General features: G+C 72.4%; 17 protein-coding genes. 5 read left to right on the forward strand and 12 right to left on the reverse strand.

Going from position 1 to position 18183, the window contains the following annotated elements; genetic code table 11:
- Both leuE and ABZ659_RS17620 read right to left on the reverse strand, forming a co-directional pair.
- Complete coding sequence (gene leuE / locus ABZ659_RS17615) at positions 1–648, reverse strand: leucine efflux protein LeuE (protein ID WP_360220152.1); 648 nt, start codon at positions 646–648, stop codon at positions 1–3.
- A gap of 141 nt (positions 649–789) precedes the next feature.
- A complete protein-coding gene (locus ABZ659_RS17620) occupies positions 790–2370 on the reverse strand; it encodes a methylmalonyl-CoA mutase family protein (protein WP_360220155.1) in 1581 nt (526 codons plus the stop codon).
- Positions 2371–2532: 162 nt separating this feature from the next.
- Between ABZ659_RS17620 and ABZ659_RS17625 the strand changes: the two genes are divergently transcribed.
- Positions 2533–3345: a L,D-transpeptidase family protein gene (locus tag ABZ659_RS17625; RefSeq protein WP_360220158.1), complete on the forward strand. Its 813-nt coding sequence runs from the start codon at positions 2533–2535 to the stop codon at positions 3343–3345.
- Positions 3346–3586: 241 nt separating this feature from the next.
- Here the strand turns inward: ABZ659_RS17625 and ABZ659_RS17630 are convergent, their stop codons facing one another.
- The 7 genes from ABZ659_RS17630 to ABZ659_RS17660 form a co-directional block, all read right to left on the reverse strand.
- Positions 3587–4576: a hypothetical protein gene (locus ABZ659_RS17630; RefSeq protein ID WP_360220161.1), complete on the reverse strand. Its 990-nt coding sequence runs from the start codon at positions 4574–4576 to the stop codon at positions 3587–3589.
- Entirely contained in the window at positions 4576–5250 is a 675-nt protein-coding gene (locus ABZ659_RS17635) for an RNA polymerase sigma factor (RefSeq protein WP_360220164.1), read from the reverse strand. The genes ABZ659_RS17630 and ABZ659_RS17635 overlap by 1 nt, the downstream gene beginning before the upstream one ends.
- Before the next feature lie 725 nt (positions 5251–5975).
- Positions 5976–6554, reverse strand: a complete 579-nt coding sequence (locus ABZ659_RS17640) for a TetR/AcrR family transcriptional regulator (RefSeq protein WP_360220167.1) — start codon at positions 6552–6554, stop codon at positions 5976–5978.
- A gap of 116 nt (positions 6555–6670) precedes the next feature.
- Complete coding sequence (locus ABZ659_RS17645; protein WP_360220170.1) at positions 6671–7036, reverse strand: DUF1330 domain-containing protein; 366 nt, start codon at positions 7034–7036, stop codon at positions 6671–6673.
- Between the two features lie 1216 nt (positions 7037–8252).
- Entirely contained in the window at positions 8253–9104 is an 852-nt protein-coding gene (locus tag ABZ659_RS17650) for a hypothetical protein (RefSeq protein WP_360220173.1), read from the reverse strand.
- Between the two features lie 61 nt (positions 9105–9165).
- Complete coding sequence (locus ABZ659_RS17655) at positions 9166–9798, reverse strand: RNA polymerase sigma factor (protein ID WP_360220175.1); 633 nt, start codon at positions 9796–9798, stop codon at positions 9166–9168.
- A 119-nt stretch (positions 9799–9917) separates the two neighbouring features.
- On the reverse strand, positions 9918–10349 hold the full coding sequence (locus tag ABZ659_RS17660) for a hypothetical protein (protein WP_360220178.1): 432 nt from the start codon (positions 10347–10349) through the stop codon (positions 9918–9920).
- A 321-nt stretch (positions 10350–10670) separates the two neighbouring features.
- On the opposite strand from ABZ659_RS17660, the gene ABZ659_RS17665 reads away from it, so the two are divergent.
- Complete coding sequence (locus tag ABZ659_RS17665; protein WP_360220181.1) at positions 10671–13370, forward strand: FG-GAP-like repeat-containing protein; 2700 nt, start codon at positions 10671–10673, stop codon at positions 13368–13370.
- A 127-nt stretch (positions 13371–13497) separates the two neighbouring features.
- On the opposite strand, the gene ABZ659_RS17670 is transcribed toward ABZ659_RS17665, so the two are convergent.
- From ABZ659_RS17670 to ABZ659_RS17680, 3 genes are all read right to left on the reverse strand, one after another.
- Positions 13498–13848, reverse strand: coding sequence for a hypothetical protein (locus ABZ659_RS17670; protein WP_360220527.1), 351 nt, complete (start codon positions 13846–13848; stop codon positions 13498–13500).
- A gap of 251 nt (positions 13849–14099) precedes the next feature.
- The gene (locus ABZ659_RS17675) at positions 14100–14657 is read right to left on the reverse strand and encodes a hypothetical protein (protein WP_360220184.1); all 558 of its coding nucleotides are present in this window, start codon (positions 14655–14657) and stop codon (positions 14100–14102) included.
- A 152-nt stretch (positions 14658–14809) separates the two neighbouring features.
- Positions 14810–16402: a family 20 glycosylhydrolase gene (locus tag ABZ659_RS17680; RefSeq protein WP_360220530.1), complete on the reverse strand. Its 1593-nt coding sequence runs from the start codon at positions 16400–16402 to the stop codon at positions 14810–14812.
- A 204-nt stretch (positions 16403–16606) separates the two neighbouring features.
- Between ABZ659_RS17680 and ABZ659_RS17685 the strand changes: the two genes are divergently transcribed.
- The 3 genes from ABZ659_RS17685 (at position 16607) to ABZ659_RS17695 (ending at position 18175) form a co-directional block, all read left to right on the forward strand.
- The gene (locus tag ABZ659_RS17685) at positions 16607–17143 is read left to right on the forward strand and encodes a 2-oxo-4-hydroxy-4-carboxy-5-ureidoimidazoline decarboxylase (RefSeq protein WP_360220187.1); all 537 of its coding nucleotides are present in this window, start codon (positions 16607–16609) and stop codon (positions 17141–17143) included.
- 166 nt (positions 17144–17309) lie between these two features.
- Positions 17310–17690: a succinate dehydrogenase, cytochrome b556 subunit gene (gene sdhC, locus ABZ659_RS17690; RefSeq protein WP_360220190.1), complete on the forward strand. Its 381-nt coding sequence runs from the start codon at positions 17310–17312 to the stop codon at positions 17688–17690.
- A 5-nt stretch (positions 17691–17695) separates the two neighbouring features.
- Positions 17696–18175 carry a succinate dehydrogenase hydrophobic membrane anchor subunit gene (locus tag ABZ659_RS17695; RefSeq protein ID WP_360220193.1) on the forward strand — a complete coding sequence of 160 codons (480 nt, stop codon included), beginning with the start codon at positions 17696–17698 and terminating at the stop codon, positions 18173–18175.
- Positions 18176–18183: the final 8 nt, after the last annotated feature.

Raw genomic sequence — 18183 nt, forward strand, 5'->3', positions numbered from 1 at the left:
CTACGTGCTCGCCAGCGACAGCTTCACCGCGAACCCCAGGAACAGCGCCCCCGCCGCCGAGGTCGCCCCCGCCGACAGGCGCCTGCGGCGGCGGAACGCGGCGGCCAGCCTGGTGCCGCTGAATATCAGCGCCGTCAGGTAGAGGAAGCTGGCGAGCTGCGCCAACGTCCCCAGGACGACGAAGGAGAGCGCCGGATAGGCGTACCCCGGGTCCACGAACTGCACGAAGAAGGCGACGAAGAACAGGATCGCCTTGGGGTTGAAGAGGCTGATCACCAGCGCCCTGCGGTACGGCCGCTCATCGGCGGCGGACTCCGGCGCGGCGTCGGCGACCGGCGACCGCCGCGCCCGCCACGTCCCCCACGCCGCCCGCAGCATCCCGACCGCGAGCCAGGTCAGGTACCCGGCGCCCGCGTACTTCACGATCCCGAACAGCACGGCGTTGGCCTGGAGCAGCGAGGCCACCCCGGCCGCCGACAGCGTCATCAGCACGGTGTCCCCGCACCAGACCCCGGCCGCGGCCGTGTACCCGGCCCGCACCCCGCGCCGGGCGGCCACGGAGAGGACGTAGAGGGAGTTGGGGCCGGGCAGCAGGACGATGAGGATCAGGCCCGCGAGGTACGTGGGGAGGTCGATGACACCGAACATGGACAGGAGTGTCGCACGCCCGGGGTCAGCTCCCGCTGTGGTAGGCCGTGGCGTCCTCCTTGTCGGGGCCCACTCCTCACGAGCGTGACCGGAGGCGGGCGGTCTCCGCCCCCGGTCGTCCCCGCGAGGGAATCGCCCAGGTCAGAAGGCGTCGCTCGGGACGTACGTCCCCCACACCTCCCGCAGCGCGTTGCACACCTCGCCCACCGTCGCCCGCGCCCGCAGCGCGTCCTTCATCGGGTACAGGACGTTGTCCTCGCCCTCGGCGGCCTTCTTCAGCGCGGCCAGGGCGGCGTCCACGGCCCCCTGGTCGCGCTCGGCGCGCAGCTTCGCCAGCCGCTCCGCCTGCTGCGCCTCGATGGCCGGGTCGACGCGCAGCGGCTCGTACGGCTCCTCCTCGTCGAGCTGGAAGCGGTTGACGCCGACGACGACCCGCTCGCCGCTGTCGGTCTCCTGGGCGATGCGGTAGGCGCTGCGCTCGATCTCGCCCTTCTGGAAGCCGTGCTCGATGGCGTTGACCGCGCCGCCGAGGTCCTCGACCTTGCGCATCAGCTCCAGCGTCGCGGCCTCGACGTCGTCGGTCATCTTCTCGATGACGTAGGACCCGGCGAACGGGTCGACGGTCGCCGTCACGTCCGTCTCGTAGGCGAGGACCTGCTGGGTGCGCAGCGCGAGCCGGGCGGACTTGTCGGTGGGCAGCGCGATGGCCTCGTCGAAGCTGTTGGTGTGCAGCGACTGGGTGCCGCCGAGGACCGCCGCGAGCCCCTGGACGGCGACCCGGACGAGGTTCACCTCGGGCTGCTGGGCGGTGAGCTGCACGCCCGCGGTCTGGGTGTGGAAGCGCAGCATCAGCGACTTGGGGTTCTTGGCGCCGAACTCCTCCTTCATCACCCGCGCCCAGATCCGGCGGGCGGCGCGGAACTTGGCGACCTCTTCGAGGATCGTCGTCCGGGCGACGAAGAAGAAGGAGAGGCGGGGCGCGAAGTCGTCGACGTCCATCCCGGCCGCGACCGCCGTCCGGACGTACTCGATGCCGTCGGCCAGCGTGAACGCGATCTCCTGCGCGGGCGACGCGCCCGCCTCGGCCATGTGGTAGCCGGAGATCGAGATGGTGTTCCACTTGGGGATCTCGGCCTTGCAGTACTTGAAGATGTCGGCGATCAGCCGCAGCGACGGCTTCGGCGGGAAGATGTACGTCCCGCGCGCGATGTACTCCTTCAGCACGTCGTTCTGGATCGTGCCGGTGAGCTTGTCCGCGCTGACGCCCTGCTCCTCGGCGACGAGTTGGTAGAGGAGCAGCAGCAGGGCGGCGGGGGCGTTGATCGTCATCGACGTCGAGACCTTGTCCAGCGGGATCCCGCCGAACAGCACCCGCATGTCGTCGACGGAGTCGATCGCCACGCCGACCTTGCCGACCTCGCCGTGCGCGATCGGGGCGTCCGAGTCGTGGCCCATCTGGGTGGGCAGGTCGAAGGCGACCGACAGGCCCATGGTGCCGTTGGCGATCAGCTGCTGGTAGCGGGCGTTGGACTCCGCCGCGGTGCCGAAACCGGCGTACTGGCGCATCGTCCAGGGGCGGCCCGTGTACATCGAGGGGTAGACACCGCGCGTGTACGGGTACGAGCCCGGCTCACCCAGCTTCCGAGCCGGGTCCCAGCCCTCGAGGTCGTCCGGACCGTAGACCGGCTCGATGGGGAGTCCGGACTCCGACTCGCGTGCCATGGTGCGCCTCCGCGTTACTTGGGTTACTCGCCAGTACGGCCGTCCCTTCGCCACGGACTGTAGCGGCGGCCGTGCGCCCGGTGGAGTGCTCCACGCTGGGACCTTCCTCACAACGATGCCCCGTGGTTGGCCCGCCGTCACGGACGGGGAAGGATCCAGGGCATGAGGACCACGAGGCCGTACCTCACCGCCGCGCTCGCCCTGCTGGTGGCGACGGTGGCGGGCTGCACGGTCCAGCCCACCGGGCCGGACGGGAAGCCGGTGCCGCCGGTGCGGTTCGAGACGCCGTCGACCGCGCCGACACCGTCGAAGGGCGGCACCACGTCCGCCCCCGCCGCCGCGCCGCGGGTGCTCTACGCGCGCGGTGCCAGCGGCCCGGGCGTACGCGAACTCCAGGCCCGGCTCCGCCAGATCGAGTGGCTCTACGACGGACCGACCGGCACCTACGACGACCTGACCGAGCAGGCCGTACGCGGCTTCCAGGACAAGCGCGGGCTGCCCACGACCGGCGCGACCGACACCGTCACCTGGGAGCGGCTGCTGGGGATGACCCGGGAACCGGGCAGGTGGGAGCTGTACCTGATGGGCGGCCAGCCCGCCGACGCGCCCGACCCGCGCTGTCTGACGGGGCGGGTGCTGTGCGTCAGCAAGTCCAGCCGCACCCTGCGCTGGATGGTCGACGGCCGGACGGTGTCGGTGATGCCGGTGCGGTTCGGCTCCGAGTACACCCCCACCCGGGAGGGCGTGTTCGAGGTCTACTGGAAGTCCCGGCACCATGTGTCCACGCTCTACGACTCCCCCATGCCGTACGCCATGTTCTTCAGCGGCGGGCAGGCCGTGCACTTCTCGTCGGACTTCGCGGCGCAGGGGTACGCGGGCGCGTCCCACGGGTGCGTCAACGTGCGGGACGAGGCGGCGATCGCGGATCTCTACGGTCAGGTCAGGAACGGCGACAAGGTCGTCATCCACTGGTGAGGTTCTGCTGGTGGGGGGCGCGTCTCGGGGTGCTGGCTTCTTCTGGGGCGCGGGCGGGACCGGGGGAACGTGTCCCGCCCGCGCCGAGATGCACGAGCCCTGGGTACGGGGGGAACCCCGGCTCTGTGCCGCGGAGCCGATGACCAGTCGGCTCACTCATTACTGCGTCTGGAGGGCCGAAAGTGTCACACCCTTCGGGAGGGAATCTCAGACGCGGGACGAAAGCACAGGTAGCGAACGCTCACGGAGCACGGTGACCCTTGCCGTTGCCCTCGTCCTCGCCCTTGTCCTCGCTGTCGTCCTTGCTCTTGCCTTCGTCCTTCTCCCCCTTGCCCTGGTCCCCGTCGGCCTTCTCCTGGTCGCCGTTGTCGTCACCGCGGCTGTCATCGCCGTTCTCCTCGGCCGTGGTGGCGGGGGTTTCGGGGAGGTCCGGGGTGTTCTTCTTCAGGGCGTGGTCGCAGAACTTCGGGACGCGGGACGGGCCGCCCGCCGCCCCCTCAAGGGCGCGTCGGCGGCTGGCGTCGAGGCTCTTGCCGTCGCGGAGGTCGCGGCAGGCGGAGGTGACGGCGGCGGAGGCGGACGGCCAGCCGCCGGGCGTGGTCGCGCGGTCGCCGCCGGCCGGGTCGCCGGTGTCGCCCTTCCCGGCGGGCTCGCGGGAGGCGCCGGGGGTGGAGGCGGTGGCTCCGTCGCCGGGGGCCGCGGTTCCGGTGCCACCGCGGTGGGTGCCGTCCGAGGACGGTGGGACCAGCGGGCGTTCGGGGGTCACGGCCGCGGAGACGGAGCTGGCGGGTGCCGGCGCACCGTCCTCGAACGGCGTCGGCAGGACTCCGGTTCCGGCCGCCACGGCGACCCCGCCGACCATGCCGACGGTGAGGGTGGCGGCCAGCCCGAACCGCAGGGGGCGGCTCCAGCGCGGGCGGCGCGGTACGGCACGGTGACCCTCGGCGCGGACCAGCCCGACGTCGGCGGGACGGGCTGCGGGGTCGCTCGCGCCGAGGGCGGCGCGCTGCCCGGCACGCTCGGCGCGCACCTGGCGGAAGGCGGCCAGCGCGGCCTCCTCGCCTGGAAGTTCCCCGCTGGTCAGCGGGGTGGGAGGGGAGATCGCGCCCAGGGCTTCGGCCAGCCTCCGGGCCGGTTCACCGGCGTCGGCGCCGACGGTGTCGAGCGGCTCTCCGCGCAGCAAACGCTCCGCCGTGTCGCGGTCCAGCCACCTGTACTGCTCGTCGGCCATCACACATCCTTCTGCGTCCGCGCGCGCGTATGCGTCACAGTCGCGGACGTCACCGCCCGGCCGCGCGGTTGCCGCGGGGCGGGGACGGCTTCGAGCACTCCGACGGATTCCGGATCGTCGGCGAGCTGCTCGCCGAGCAACTCCGCGAGCCGCTTCAGCCCGCGGTGCGCGGCGGTGCGGACGGCGCCGGGGCGCTTGCCGAGGGTGTCGGCGGCGGTCTTGGCGTCGAGGCCGACGACGACCCGGAGGACGACGGCCTCGGCCTGGTCCTGGGGCAGCCCGGCGATGAGGGAGAGGGTGCGGTCCGTGGCCATCGCCTCGATGGCCTCACCCGCGGTGTCGGACTCGGCGGCGTGTCCGGTCAGCTCCGTCTCGTCGCCGCCGATGGCGGGGCGGCGGCCCCGCATCCGGATGTGGTCCAGGGCGCGGTTGCGGGCTATGCGGGCGGCCCAGCCGCGGAAGCGGTCGGCGTCGCCGGTGAACCGCTCCAGGTCGCGGGCTATCTGGAGCCAGGCCTCGGAGGCCACGTCCTCCGCGTCGGGGTCGCCGACCAGCGTCCGGACGTATCCGAGCAGCCGTGGGTGCACCGCGCGGTACACAGTACGGAAAGCGGTCTCGTCCCCGTCCTGTGCCGCAAGCACCGCGGCGGTCAGCTCCGCGTCGTCCCCCAGCACCGACACCCCTCTTCGCGCCCAAGCCTGGTCCTGCCTCGTGTCCACCTGTCCGTGGATCGGCGCGAACCGCACGTTACGGCCTGAAACCGTTCCCCGTCCATGTCCGTAGAAGATGCAACTAACTCGTGACGCGGTGGGGTGTGACAGAAACCGCACCCCCGGCGCTGTAGGAAGTACGGGCCGCCGCGCGGCCCGTGCCGCGCGACGGCCGGGGCCTCTCCTGTGGGGGGTGGCGGCCCTGGCCGTCTCGCGTACCACCCTAGGCGACCTGCTGTTACCCGGGGCCCGAAACGTCTGCGTGACCAGGGCGTCCAGCACCCCACCACTCCTCCCGAGCCTGACGCGCTGGTCCGGTTCTGGTGATCCCGTCAGCGCCTCGGACCCCTCGCCCGAGCGTCGCACCAGGGGTGCACCGCGGTGGCGGCACGCCCGCCATCCCACGGCAACAGCCGCCGCCGGAAGAGCGGGCGATGGGTTCCGCTCATGGAGGTAGGCGCGTGAGTCCCGCCGACTTCGTGGGCTCCCGGCGACAGGAGGTTTTCGCGCGTGTCGCGCAGCATCGGTTCTCCTCGACGGTGGTGCCGTGAAAGATGAACGCTGAACGATTTGAGCACCCCCACGAGGACGCTCGTGGGACCGTGGGACGGGGCTGCGGAGGGGTGACGCACCCGCGGCCGGACCATCCCGGCGCCCGGCATCCGGACGTCTGCAAGCTCCCGCCCCGGCTACTCGGTTTCGCCGACCGGGCGGCCTTCGACGCTTCCGGTCACGGCCTCGCGGACCGCGCGGAGGATCTGCTCCGACAGGTCGGTCCCCGTCGTGGCGCGGGCGAGCAGTATGCCGCCCACGAGGGCGGCCAGGGCCGCCAGTCCGGCGTCCCCAGGAGCTATCCACTCCGCCATCGTCCGGACACCGTCGGCGTAGGTCCGCCGGTGCTCCGGGTGACGTGCGGTGTCCCCGGCGAAGCCGGCCGCCGGGCAGCCGCTGCCGGGGTCGTCGCGGTGCTCGACGGAGAGGTAGGTCTCGGCGAGCGAGCGCCACGCGGCCGCGTGCCCGCCGGCCTGCTCATCCATGGACGCCAGGTACCGGGCGTTGTCCGCCAGGCCCTTGGCCATTGCCTCGTCGACCAGCGCGCCCTTCGAGGCGAACTGCTTGTAGAAACCGCCCTGAGTGAGACCGATGGACTGCATCACGTCGACGATGCCGACCTCGGCGACGCCCTTCTCCCGGATCAGGCGGGAGGCGGCCTCCACCACCCGCTCCCGGTTGGCCTTCGCTTCAGCCTGTGAGACGCGGCCCATCATTCACCTTTCGTAGTCTCGGATGTTCACCCGGCCTGCCACGGTCCGCGGCAAAGGCGCCCCGGCAGCCCGCCCGCTGGCCGGCCCGCGCGGACGCCCCGCGCCCGCACCACGCGAGGTCAGCCCTGGGAGCCGGACGCCGCCAGGACGGCCGCGCGGACCTGCTGGGCGAAGCCGCGGACGGTGTAGTCCTCGGGCAGGCTGTCGATCAGCACGATGTCGGCGATCGCGTTGTTGAGGCGCAAGGGCAGGATCGCCTGGTATTCGGGCGAGTTGTACCAGGCGTCGGCGGCGGCGCGGTCGGGGAACTCCATGAGGACGACCAGCCCCTGCCACCCTCCCTCGATGACGGTGGGCTCGCCGTTGGCCAGCCACTTGCCGCCGAAGGGGTGCGCGGTGCCCTCGACCCGCTCCAGGTACGACAGCCCCTCCTCGTTCGGGACGCCGCCGGGGATACGCAGGTGGTTGATCAGGTAGGTACTCATGTCGGTTCTTCCGTGAAGAGGTTCGACCCGAAGGCCGTCCGGCTTTTAGATTACATCCGTCATCTTACACCGGCGAGATCCAGTCCCCGCGATCCCACGAATAGATGTTCAGTGGCATCTATCACATGGGCGTCCGGCCGGAGTGGCAGAAGGATGGGGTGCGGCTCCGTCGTTCTGCACCGGGTCCGGCACACGAGCCAGTGATGCACCGCCCGCAAACGGCCCCGCCGGCGAGGAGGGTGCAGGAGAGGTGACGAGCGTGACGGACACAGCGGGCGCGGCCGGCATCGGCGCAGCGGATGCGGCTCCCGCCGGGGATCCCGGGTTCCTGGCCCACGTGGCCGCCAACTTCCGGCAGTGGAGGCGCCGTTCATCCTGGCGGACGCTCGCAAGGGAGCGGCCCGCGGCGACGCCTTCTACGTCGCTGGATGCCTCTTCCGCGCGGTCGGACTTCTCGTACACGCGCTGCACGCTCATGCCAGGTGCCAGGTGCCAGGTGCCAGGTGCCAGGTGCTGGGTGCTGGGTGCTGGGTGCTGGGTGCCCAACGGAAAGGGCAACGTGCAGGCCGCTGCAGGACTCCCGAGCGCTCCTGCGGACTTCGCGGGACGCGCGCACGCGTTGCTCTCCGCGCTCGGTACCACCTCGGACACGCTCGCTGCCGCAGTTGACGACGCCGACAGGCCGGTCACCGAGGTGTGCGGAGAGTTCGCCCGGTGACCAGCACGTCCACGGTCGGCGAAGATCGCCGGTCTCGGGCCGGACCGCTGCAGGACCCGGCGCACGGTGGCCTCGGCAGGAGCGATCGGGCCGCTGGGTTCACGGCACGGGCCGCCCAGAAAGTCGACTGGCTGACCGGGTCGGACTCTCCGATCTTCCGCCAGCAGAGCGAGATCAGCAGTGTCGCAAGAGTCCGGGCCTGTGTCGTGGCTCGACAGGCGCGCTGGCTGCCGTAGAGAGCGGGCAAACCGACCAGCAGGAGGCCGTCACGCCGGTTGGCCAGGTCGACCAGGTCGGGGGAGAAGCCGTGCAGATCCCGAGCCGCATCGCAGGATCCGGATCAGTGAGGAACTCCACGAGCAGATCCCGCTCCCGGTTCCGGTCGACCACGTCGTCCGGCTTGGTCGGCAGCACCTTCTTGACTCGCCCTCGCACATATCGACTGCAACGGAACACGTCCAAGTCCACTTCGACGCGCTGGGAGAACCGGGCGGGTCGCTACTGGTTCTTCCCGTTGCTGATTTCGGCATTCTCGGCGTTGTCGGCCTTCTCCGAGATGTCCGCGTTCTCTGCGTTCTCTGCGTTCTCTGCGGTGTCCGCATTCTCCGCGCTCTCTGCGTTCTCCGCGTTCTCGTTCGCCGGGGCGGTTGGGGCGTTGGATTTGCCGGTTGCCGTGGGCTTGGGGGGTGCGGTGGGGCGGGGTGGGGTACTGGGACGGGAGGGCCGGGAGGGGGTGGGGGCCGTCGCCTGGGCTGTCTGCCGGGCGCAGTACGCGTCGATCTCCTTCTCGCCGCCCGCTGCCGTCACCAGTCGCTGCCAGGCGGTGGCGTCCAGGGCCTTGCCGCTGTCCTTGACCTTCTCGTACGCCGCGCAGTGCGCCTCGGTGTCCTGGGCGGTGGGCGGGTGCGCCGGGGCGGTGGACGGGGCGCCGGTGCCCGCGGAGCCGGAGTCGGGGGCGCTGGCCGAGGTCCGGGGGCCGCCCCGGGGCGTGTCCGCGTCGTCGGCCGTGGACCCGGCCGAGCCGATCGCGGCCACCGCGACGCCGCCCAGCGTGAGGCTGCCGAGCACCACGGCGAGCGTCGCCTTCAGCGAGCGTCCGGCGCGCCGGTGCGGACGGGGGCGCCAGTCGTCCCGGCGTCGGGTGCGGGCGCGGGCGCGGTGCGCTCCCGCGTCCCGGGCGGCACGGAACGCCACGACGGCGCGCTGCTCGGCGTCGGCGTCGATCCGGGTGTCGCGCAGGGCGAGGGCGAGCAGCGCCTCCAGGGCGCCGTCCTGCTCCGCCCACCAGGGGTCGCCGGGGCGCCCGTGCCGACGGCCGGAGACTCCGCCGCCGCTCAGCCGTTCACCCATGTCCGCTTCCGTCCCTGTCCGCCTCGCTGACCCGATCCGGTCCGGCAATTGTCGGTGGCTGTCACTTCGACTCCCCCAGCGTCCGGGGGCCGTCATCCGTCACACCCCCGGAAGCGGAATCCTCGACTCCGAGGCGGCGGGCGAGGCGCTTCAGGCCGCGGTAGGCGGCGGTGCGGACGGCGCCGGGACGCTTGCCGAGGACGCGGGCCGCGGCGGGACCGTCCAGGCCGACGACCACCCGGAGCAGTACCGCCTCCGCCTGGTCGCGCGGCAGTTCGCGGACGAGGCTCAGGGCGTGCTCGGTGGAGAGCGACTCCATGGCCTGGTCATGGGTGGTGTGCGGTCCGGGCAGTTCCAGTACGTCCTGTTCCAGCGCGCTCGGCCGGGGCCGTACCCGCTGGCGGCGCAGGTGGTCGAGCGCCCGGTGCCGGGCGATGGTCGCGGTCCAGCCGCGGAACCCCGCCCCGTCCCCCCTGAACCGCCCGAGGTCCCGGGCTATCTCCAGCCACGCGTCGGACGCCACGTCCTCGGCGTCGTCGCCGACCAGTCCGCGCAGATAGCCCAGCAGGCCCGGCTGCACCAGCCGGTACGCCACCGCGAACGCGGCCTCGTCCCCGTCCTGCGCCCGCGCGACGGCCGCGCCCAACTCCCCGTCGTACGCCTGTGCGCGCCGGGGTTCCCCTCCCTGGCCCAAGACTGTCCTCGTTCGTACGGCTCCGTTGCTCGTCCGCGCCGTGTGACACGCATCGGCCGTGTCGACGCCCCCCAAGGTCATCAGCGTCGGTGCGCACAGAAGTGTCACAGGTCGTCAGGTCAGGCCGCCGATCTCCGGGTGCGGCCGTGCAGGGTCAGGTAGAAGGTGTGCAGGGACTCGTCGGGGCCGCCCGCCTCGAAGCGGTTGAGGACCTTGCCGAGGGGGTTCCAGATCCGGCCGTCGGGCATCCGCACCCCGACCGGCTGGCCGAGGACGGCGCGCTGGTCGGCGTCCAGGTCCACCCAGACGGCGCCCGCGCGGCGCACCAGCACCTCACCGACGTAGGCGCCCAGGCCGCACAGCGTCTCGTGGGCCCGCTCCTCGTCGGCGCCGCCCTTGCGCAGCCCGTCGAGCAGGAAGTCGACGATGCGCAGACTGCGGACGGAGTAGTCCAGCGGCAGCCGGTTGCGGGCGGTGACACGTGTGACGAACTCCGTGGCGCACGGACGCATCGCGTGCGCGCACGGCACGTACGCGTCGGCTCGGCTCATGAGACCCCACCCCTTCGCTCGGTGTCGGGGAGCGCACAGCGGTCCCCCTCAGTCCCAGCGGACGCCCGTCGTGAAACGACACGAGGTAGGGCCATGTCGAATGTCACATCGGAAGTGCGGGCCGCCCGTACAACCTTTTCCCCGTCTCAGGGATCTGTCGTGTTCATGGGAAAGGTGAGTGTGTAACCTAACCCGCGCCATTCATATGATGAATGCGCCTGGCGTGACTGCATCTACTGATCTTCTGCGGCCTTTCGTGGCCTGTTTTGGGGTGGGTTCGTCTTGAGCCGTCGTACGTCGCACGCGTACCGACCACTGAGTTTGAAGCGCAGGGCCTGGCTGACGCTGGGTGCTGTCGTCCTGGGCGGCGGAGGTGTCGCGACCTACGCCCTGGCCAGCCCGTCCGATGGACCGGACGCGGCGGCCCACGGCCGTGAGAAGCGGCCCGTCGAGGTCTACGACCTCGCCCTGAAGGGCACCGGCAAGCAGGAGCGCGAACTGCCGCGCACCAGCACCGAGCAGTTCTCCCTGCTCGGCGTCTCCTGGACCGGGCCCCGGGTGCAGGTCGACGGCACCGCGCAGGTGCGGACCCGCAGCAGCGAGACCGGCGAGTGGACCGGCTGGCAGGACCTGGAGCTGGGCGTGGACCCGCCGGAGGGCGTCGAGCCGGGGATGCGGGGCGCCTCCGAGCCGCTCTGGGTCGGCCCGTCCGACGGCGTCGAGGTGCAGGTCGTCCGGGACGACGGCACGGCGAGCGCCGGGCTGCCCAAGGGCCTGGAGGTCAACCTCGTCGATCCGGGCGTGGTGACCACCGCCGAGACCAAGTCCATCGGCACCGAGATCGAACCGGCCGCGTTCGCCGCCGAGACGGCCAGCCCGTCCGCCACGGAGTCCGCCGCGGGCACGGTCGCCGAGACCACCGGGACCGCCGAGTCCACCGAGTCCACCGGCACCAGCACCGAGAGCGCGACGGCCACCGCGACCGACACCGCCTCGCCGGACGGCTCCACGAGCGCCTCGCCCACGGACACCGCGAGCGCCTCGCCGTCGCCGACCGAGACCGTCCCGACCGCCCCGCCGTCCACCGTCACCCAACCGCCCATCACCAGCCGGGCCGGCTGGGGCGCCGACGAGTCGATGGTCGAGGACCCGCCGTCGTACCTCGACAAGGTGCAGGCCGTCTTCGTGCACCACACGGTCGGCTCCAACAGCTACAGCTGCGCCCAGTCGGCGTCGCTGGTGCGCGGCATCATGGCGTACCACGTGCAGGTCAACGGGTGGAACGACCTCGGCTACAACTTCCTGGTCGACAAGTGCGGCCAGATCTTCGAGGGCCGCGCGGGCGGCACCGACCTGCCCGTGATGGGCGCGCACACCTACGGCTTCAACACCTACTCCGCCGGCATCGCCGTCCTCGGCGACTTCCAGGGCGACCCCGCCAACGGCATCCCCGCGGCGCGTCCGACCCGGGCCACGCTGGAGTCGGTGGCCCGTGTCGCCGCCTGGAAGCTGGGCCAGTACGGCGGCGACCCGACCGGCAAGGTCACCCTGACCGCCGGTGGCGACACCGGCGTGTGGGACAAGGGCGAGGAGGCCACCCTCAACCAGATCTCCGGCCACCGCGACGGCTACGCCACCGAGTGCCCCGGCGCCACCATGTACGCCAAGCTCGGTGAGATCCGCCGGTTCGCCGCCAGCGCGGGCGCCAACTCGGCCATCCCGACCTCGGACTTCAACCGCGACGGCGTCAACGACCTGGTCGCCGGTCTGCCGAAGAGCAACCGCGTCACGCTGGTCCCGGGCGGCACCGACGGTCCCGTCGCCGAGCTGAAGCGGACGATCAGCCAGGGCAGCCCCGGGGTGCCCGGCGGTTCCGAGTCCGGCGACAGCTTCGGCACGGACAGCGCCTGGGGCGACTACAACGCCGACGGCTACGCCGACCTGATGATCGGCGCCCCCGGCGAGGACGACACCAGCGGCCACGCCGACCGCGGCGCGGTGACCGTGCTGTACGGCCCCGGCCTCGACCGCGGCTTCTCGTTCAGCAGCAGCTCCGGCATCACCGCCTCGGGCGCCAGGCTCGGGTCCACCGTCACCAGCGGCGACTTCAACGCGGACGGCCGGGCCGACGTCTTCACCGCGGGCACCGGCCACGGCGGCAGCTACCAGATCCGGCTCGCGGGCGGCACCATGGTCGCCGGCAAGCTGACCTCCGCCTCCGGCTCGATCTCCGCCCTGGACGCCGCGACCGGCGACTTCAACCGGGACGGCTACGCGGACGTCGCCCTCAACTACCGCGACAACGGCGGCATCGGCCGCGTCGTCCGGTTCGCGGGCTCGGCGAACGGCCTCACCAAGGTCGGCGTCCTCTCCGTCAAGGGCGGCCGGTCCATCACCGCGGGCGACTTCAACGGCAACGGCTACGACGACATCGCCATCGGCCAGCCGTACACCAGCGAGTCCGGTGCCTTCGAGGGCGGCCAGGTCACCATGCTGTTCGGCACCTCGTCCGGCTTCACCACCTCCGGGATGCGCGTCCTCCACCAGGACACCAGCGGTGTCCCGGGCGGCGCCGAGCCCGGCGACGGCATGGGCTTCTCCGTGTCCGCGGGCGACTACGACGACGACGGGTACGCGGACCTGCTCGTCGGTGTGCCCAACGAGGACATCACCCGCAGCGGCACCAACCGGTCCAACGCGGGCATGGTCATCCTGCTCAAGGGCTCCTCGTCCGGGCTGACCGGCTCCGGCGGCAGGGCGTTCCACCAGGACGCCAGCGGCATCAGCGGCGTGACCGAGACCAACGACAAGCTCGGCACGGCCGTCGTCCTGCAGGACCTGTCCGGCTGGGGCCGCGCCGACCTCGCCATCGGCGCCCGCGGTGAGGACGACTACGACGGCGTCATCCTCCAGCTGGACAGCGGCAGCTCCGGCATCGACGTCAGCGGGCACCGGTACTACTCCCGCAGCGACCTCGGTACGCCGTCCGGCGGCAACCTCGGCGCGATCCTGATGCCGTAGCCCGCGCCCCTTCCGGGAACACGGGAACACGTCAACACGGAACCGGCCGGAGCCCTCGGGGCCCCGGCCGGTTCTGCTGTGCGGATGTCCTTCCGCGCGCTGGCGCGGAGTTCCTGTCGTACGCTCCTCAGCCGCGCCCGCCCGCCGTGGCGTCCCGGCACAGCAGCCGCAGCGAGCCGCCGTCCCCCGCGAAACAGCGGCGGGCCTCCGCGACCGGGTCCCACAGCCGCCCGTCGGGGGTACGCACCCAGTGGTCGCCGCCGGACGTCCACCACTCGGCGCCCGTCTGCCGGACGATCACCTCACCGGCGTACGCCCCGAAGCCGCGCAGCACGCTCTCCACGGCCGGGGCCGGTGTGCCCACCTGGCGCAGCTCGTCGATCAACCGGTCGACCCGCCACAGGCTCTGCGCGGTGTAGTCGAGACGCACCCGCGCCCCCTCCCGCATGGTCGCCACCGCGTCCGCCGCCCAGCGCACCGGTTTCGCGGCGGCGGGCGGTCTGCCTCCGCCCCGGTCCGCGCCGGTCCTCGCCCCGGCACCCGTCCCCGTCGCCGCACCGGTCGCTGTCCCAGCCGCCGTGCCACTCGTCGTCGCGGTCGTCACAGTCGTCGTCACAGTCGTCACATACGGTAGAGCGGGGTCGCGGGCCATTTCATCACCCGGTTGCGGGCGGCTTCCCGGAACCGGCGCACAGCCGGCCCACCGCGCCCGCGTGGCGGTCACACGGCTCAGCCGCCGACCCGGGCCCGCCGCGACACCACCGCGCGCAGCACCCGGCGCCCCTCGACGGTCACCTCAAGCGCCGGGCGCAGTCCGCCCGCGCCCCGCCCGGCGAGCAGCTCCAGGACGGTGACCTGCCGCCGCAGCTCGGCGGCGACCAGCGGCGACATCTCCTCCGTACGGCCCTCCCCGCGCGGGTCGGCCCGGTCCGCGCCGCCCCCGGCGGGGTCGAGCAGGCGGTGGGCGCGGAGGGAGGCGACCGAGCAGGCGTCGGCCCACACGCGCAGCGCCTCGGCGGTCCGCGTCCCGGGGGCGGTGGCCAGCATCCGCCAGGCGAGCAGCGCGGCCTCCTCCCCGGCGGCGGGCTCCGCGCCGAGCCTGCCGCGCGCCTCCGCCAGCAGCGCGCCCCACGCGTCCGCGTCGCCGCCCTCCGCGAGGCTGGACCACAGGGGCCGCAGCACCTCGTCATCGCCGCCCAGCAGCGGCACGCACCGATCCAAACAAGCCAGAGCGCTGGCAGCCAGTCCGCGCTCGTCGGCCCGCCCGATCAGTTCCACCAGGCTCATCCACGCCTCCCTCACCGGGGCGCCATGCCTTACGGAGCCCGCACTTTCCCTTACTGCGCGCTACAGCCCGGGAATGTCACAGCGCCCGCCACCGGACCGGTCAGGGAAAGACAACAGCATGTTTTCAGCCAGCGGTACCCCGCTCGCGCACTTCAGCCCAACCGGTCCGCGAGCCGCCGGAAATCCGCCCACGACAGCTCCGGCGTCCCCGGGTCCCACAGCTTCTGCACCGTCGCCCGCAGCGGCAGCCGGATCCCGGCGGCCACCTGGTCCTGGGTCTGCGCACCGGCCAGGTCGCACCACACCGCGAGGGAGCCGCCGAGTATCTGGCCCTCGTACCGCTCGTCGACCGCCTGGGTGCCGCGCAGCACCCGGGGCGTCCACTGCTCGTAGATGCGCTGGCCGGTCGGGTAGACGAAGGTCTGCGGCTCCCCGAGGACGTAGTAGAGGAACTCGTCGTTGTAGTTGACCAGCTTGCGGCCCGCGCTCAGGTACTCCACCGGCTGGCGGGCGCCGATCTCCTTGCCGGTCCAGTACGCCACCCGGACGTCGTCGCCGGGGCTCGCCTCCGTGCCGCGGTAGAAGCCGTCGTTCCAGGCGCGCGGGGAGCGGCCGTGCGCGCGGACGGTGTCGGCGCGGTCCGCCAGCCACCCCGTCGCCAGGTCCGCGACGGTGGCCCCGGCGCCGTACCGCTTCCGTGCCGCCGCCGCGAGCTGCGGGTAGGACGCCTCGGGGTCGGCCGCCGTCAGCGCCTGGTACTCGTCGCCGCCCAGGTGCCACTGCCCGCCGGGGAACAGGTCCACGTACTCGTCGAGCAGTTCGTCCACCAGCGTGGCGGCGTCGGCCCGCGAGATGTCCACGGCCCCGCGCACCGCGTTGCCCGCCGTGTCCCGCAGCTGCAACCGCGGGTGCGCGGCGATGACGGCGCCCAGGTGTCCGGGCGAGTCGATCTCGGGGACGACGGTGATGTGCCGCTCGGCCGCGAGGTCGACGATCCGCCGCACCTCCGCCTTGGTCAGCCGCTGCTCGGAGACGACCTCGGGGTGACGGTCGGACTCGATGCGGAAGCCCTGGTCGTCGGAGAAGTGCAGCCCGAGCTGGTTGAACTTCAGGTCCCCCAGCTCCCGCACCCGGTCCTCGATCCAGGAGGCGGTGAAGTGCTTGCGCGCGATGTCCAGCATCAGCCCGCGCTGCGCCTTGGCGGGCGCGTCCCGCACCACCCCCTCGGGCGCCGTGCCCCCGTCGCCGACCACCTGCTTCAGCGTCCGGGTGCCGTAGAACACCCCCGCGTCGCTCGGGCCGCTGATCTCCACCCCGCCACCGCGCACGGCCAGGGTGTACGACTCCGCCCCGGCCCCCTGGTCCCCGCCCAGCGCCAGCCGCACGTCCCCGGCCCGCGTGTCGTCCTTCTCCCCCGCGTACGTCAGCCCCAGCTCACCGGCGAGCAGCCGCCCCTCGTCGGCCAGCGCGCCGTCGTCGACGACCACCCGCAGCCCCTTCTCCGGCCGCCATCCCGGACCGCGCGCCGGGGTGTGCTCGCGCACCGCGGGTATGGTGCGCGGCGCCGTCGAGAGCGGGTAGGACCGGCTGGGGCTCGGCGACGGGGAGGGCGAGCGCGAGGAGCTGGCGGAGGCGGCCCCGGACGGACTGATCGCCGACCCGCCGTCCCCGCCCCCCGAGGCGGACCACAGGCCGAGGCCGACCCCACCCGCGATCACGACGAGGCCGACGCCCGCCGCTATCAGTCCCTGCCTGTGTGTTCCGCGCTCCGTCGGGCGGCGCCTGTGCTGACTCACCCCGCCAACGTAAGGCCGGAGTGGACGGCGGGCGTCCACCACACGTTCCGAAACTCTTCCGTCCGGGTGAATTTCGGGCATCCCTCGGACACGTCATGACCACGGTCGATAACGTGACCGCACATCTCCCACACCGTCCCCTGCCGAAGCCCCGTGACGCCCACACACCTCCCCGGCCACGTCGCCATACCCCAGCTGGACCGCTTCAACGGCGCTCCCGCCGCCGACCCCCAGCCGACCCTCCTCAGCTGCCTGCGCAGCCACCGCTGGGCCCACCGCATCACCGCCCACCGCCCCTACCCCGACCTCGGCTCCCTCCTGGCCGCCTCCGACGAGGCCGCCTACGACCTGTCCCCGGCCGACCTGGCGGAGGCGCTGGCGGGGGAAACGTTGCCAACGCTTCCGGAGGACACGTACGAGGCGGCGTACACGGCACTGAACGCGGCGTACGCGGCATACGAGGCGAAGTTCGGGCACGTGTTCGTGATCAGCCTGGACGGCGCCACCGCCACGCAGACGGTGAACAGAGTCCTGGAGGCCATCCGGTCCCGTCTGGCCCACGACCCGGAGGAGGAACGCCAGGTGGCGGTGGAGGAACTCCGGAGCCTGGCCAAGGCGCGGCTGACCAGCGCACTCGGCGGTGCGAGGAACCCCGCGGCCCGCCACAAACGGCCCACACCCGGGAGATAACGGGCGAATCCCCCATCCGCGTGCCAGTTTGATCACACAGACAGGCCCACTGTAAGCACCACGGGTATCCGTCGCTACCATGCTGGGGGCCGGTGGACCGTACCCGGCCGGGCCCGACCGACAGAAAGCCGGCGCGGCCCCAATCCCCGCTCCCGGAGGGACTTCCGTGCCGGCTGGAACGCTGTACCGCGGCCGGGAAGGAATGTGGTCCTGGGTGGCTCACCGAGTCACCGGCGTCCTCATCTTCTTCTTCCTGTTCGTGCACGTCCTGGACACGTCTCTCGTCCGTGTCTCCCCCGAGGCCTACGACGAGGTCGTGGCCACGTACAAGACGCCGATCGTCGCCTTGCTGGAGTACGGCCTCGTCGCCGCCGTCCTCTTCCACGCGCTCAACGGTCTCCGCGTCATCGCCGTCGACTTCTGGTCGAAGGGCGCCCGCTACCAGAAGCAGATGCTGTGGACCGTCGTCGGCCTGTGGGTCGCGCTGATGCTCGGGGCGATCTACCCCGTCCTCGGCCACGCCGCTCGTGAACTGTTCGGGAGCTGACGCCCATGTCCACCATTGAGAGCCCCACCGCCGTCGGCCCCGTCGAGGGGACGCCCGTCTACGGCGTCGACAACCCGGCGCCGCTGATCGAGGCCCCGCGCAGGCGCACCAAGAAGTCCCCGAAGTCGACCCGGGGCAACTTCGAGATGGCCGCCTGGCTGTTCATGCGGCTGTCCGGCGTCGTGCTGGCCGTCCTGGTCGTCGGCCACCTGATCATCCAGCTGGTGCTGGACGGCGGTGTGTCGAAGATCGGCTTCGCCTTCGTGGCGGGCCGCTGGGCGAGTCCGTTCTGGCAGGTCTGGGACCTGTCGATGCTGTGGCTCGCCATGCTGCACGGCACCAACGGCCTGCGCACGGTCATCAACGACTACGCCGAGCGCGCGAACACCCGGCTGTGGCTGAAGGGCCTGCTCTACACCGCCGCGGTCTTCACCATCCTGCTGGGCACGCTGGTGATCTTCACCTTCGACCCGAACATCCGCTAGGCACGGGG

Source organism: Streptomyces sp. NPDC006997 (assembly GCF_040635175.1).
Lineage (GTDB): Bacteria > Actinomycetota > Actinomycetes > Streptomycetales > Streptomycetaceae > Streptomyces.

Bases quoted from the DNA above. Each gene is read 5' to 3' on its own strand.
- leuE (WP_360220152.1), bottom strand. From the start codon at position 648: ATGTTCGGTGTCATCGACCTCCCCACGTACCTCGCGGGCCTGATCCTC.
- ABZ659_RS17620 (WP_360220155.1), bottom strand. From the start codon at position 2,370: ATGGCACGCGAGTCGGAGTCCGGACTCCCCATCGAGCCGGTCTACGGT.
- ABZ659_RS17625 (WP_360220158.1), top strand. From the start codon at position 2,533: ATGAGGACCACGAGGCCGTACCTCACCGCCGCGCTCGCCCTGCTGGTG.
- ABZ659_RS17630 (WP_360220161.1), bottom strand. From the start codon at position 4,576: ATGGCCGACGAGCAGTACAGGTGGCTGGACCGCGACACGGCGGAGCGT.
- ABZ659_RS17640 (WP_360220167.1), bottom strand. From the start codon at position 6,554: ATGATGGGCCGCGTCTCACAGGCTGAAGCGAAGGCCAACCGGGAGCGG.
- ABZ659_RS17645 (WP_360220170.1), bottom strand. From the start codon at position 7,036: ATGAGTACCTACCTGATCAACCACCTGCGTATCCCCGGCGGCGTCCCG.
- ABZ659_RS17650 (WP_360220173.1), bottom strand. From the start codon at position 9,104: ATGGGTGAACGGCTGAGCGGCGGCGGAGTCTCCGGCCGTCGGCACGGG.
- ABZ659_RS17660 (WP_360220178.1), bottom strand. From the start codon at position 10,349: ATGAGCCGAGCCGACGCGTACGTGCCGTGCGCGCACGCGATGCGTCCG.
- ABZ659_RS17675 (WP_360220184.1), bottom strand. From the start codon at position 14,657: ATGAGCCTGGTGGAACTGATCGGGCGGGCCGACGAGCGCGGACTGGCT.
- ABZ659_RS17695 (WP_360220193.1), top strand. From the start codon at position 17,696: ATGTCCACCATTGAGAGCCCCACCGCCGTCGGCCCCGTCGAGGGGACG.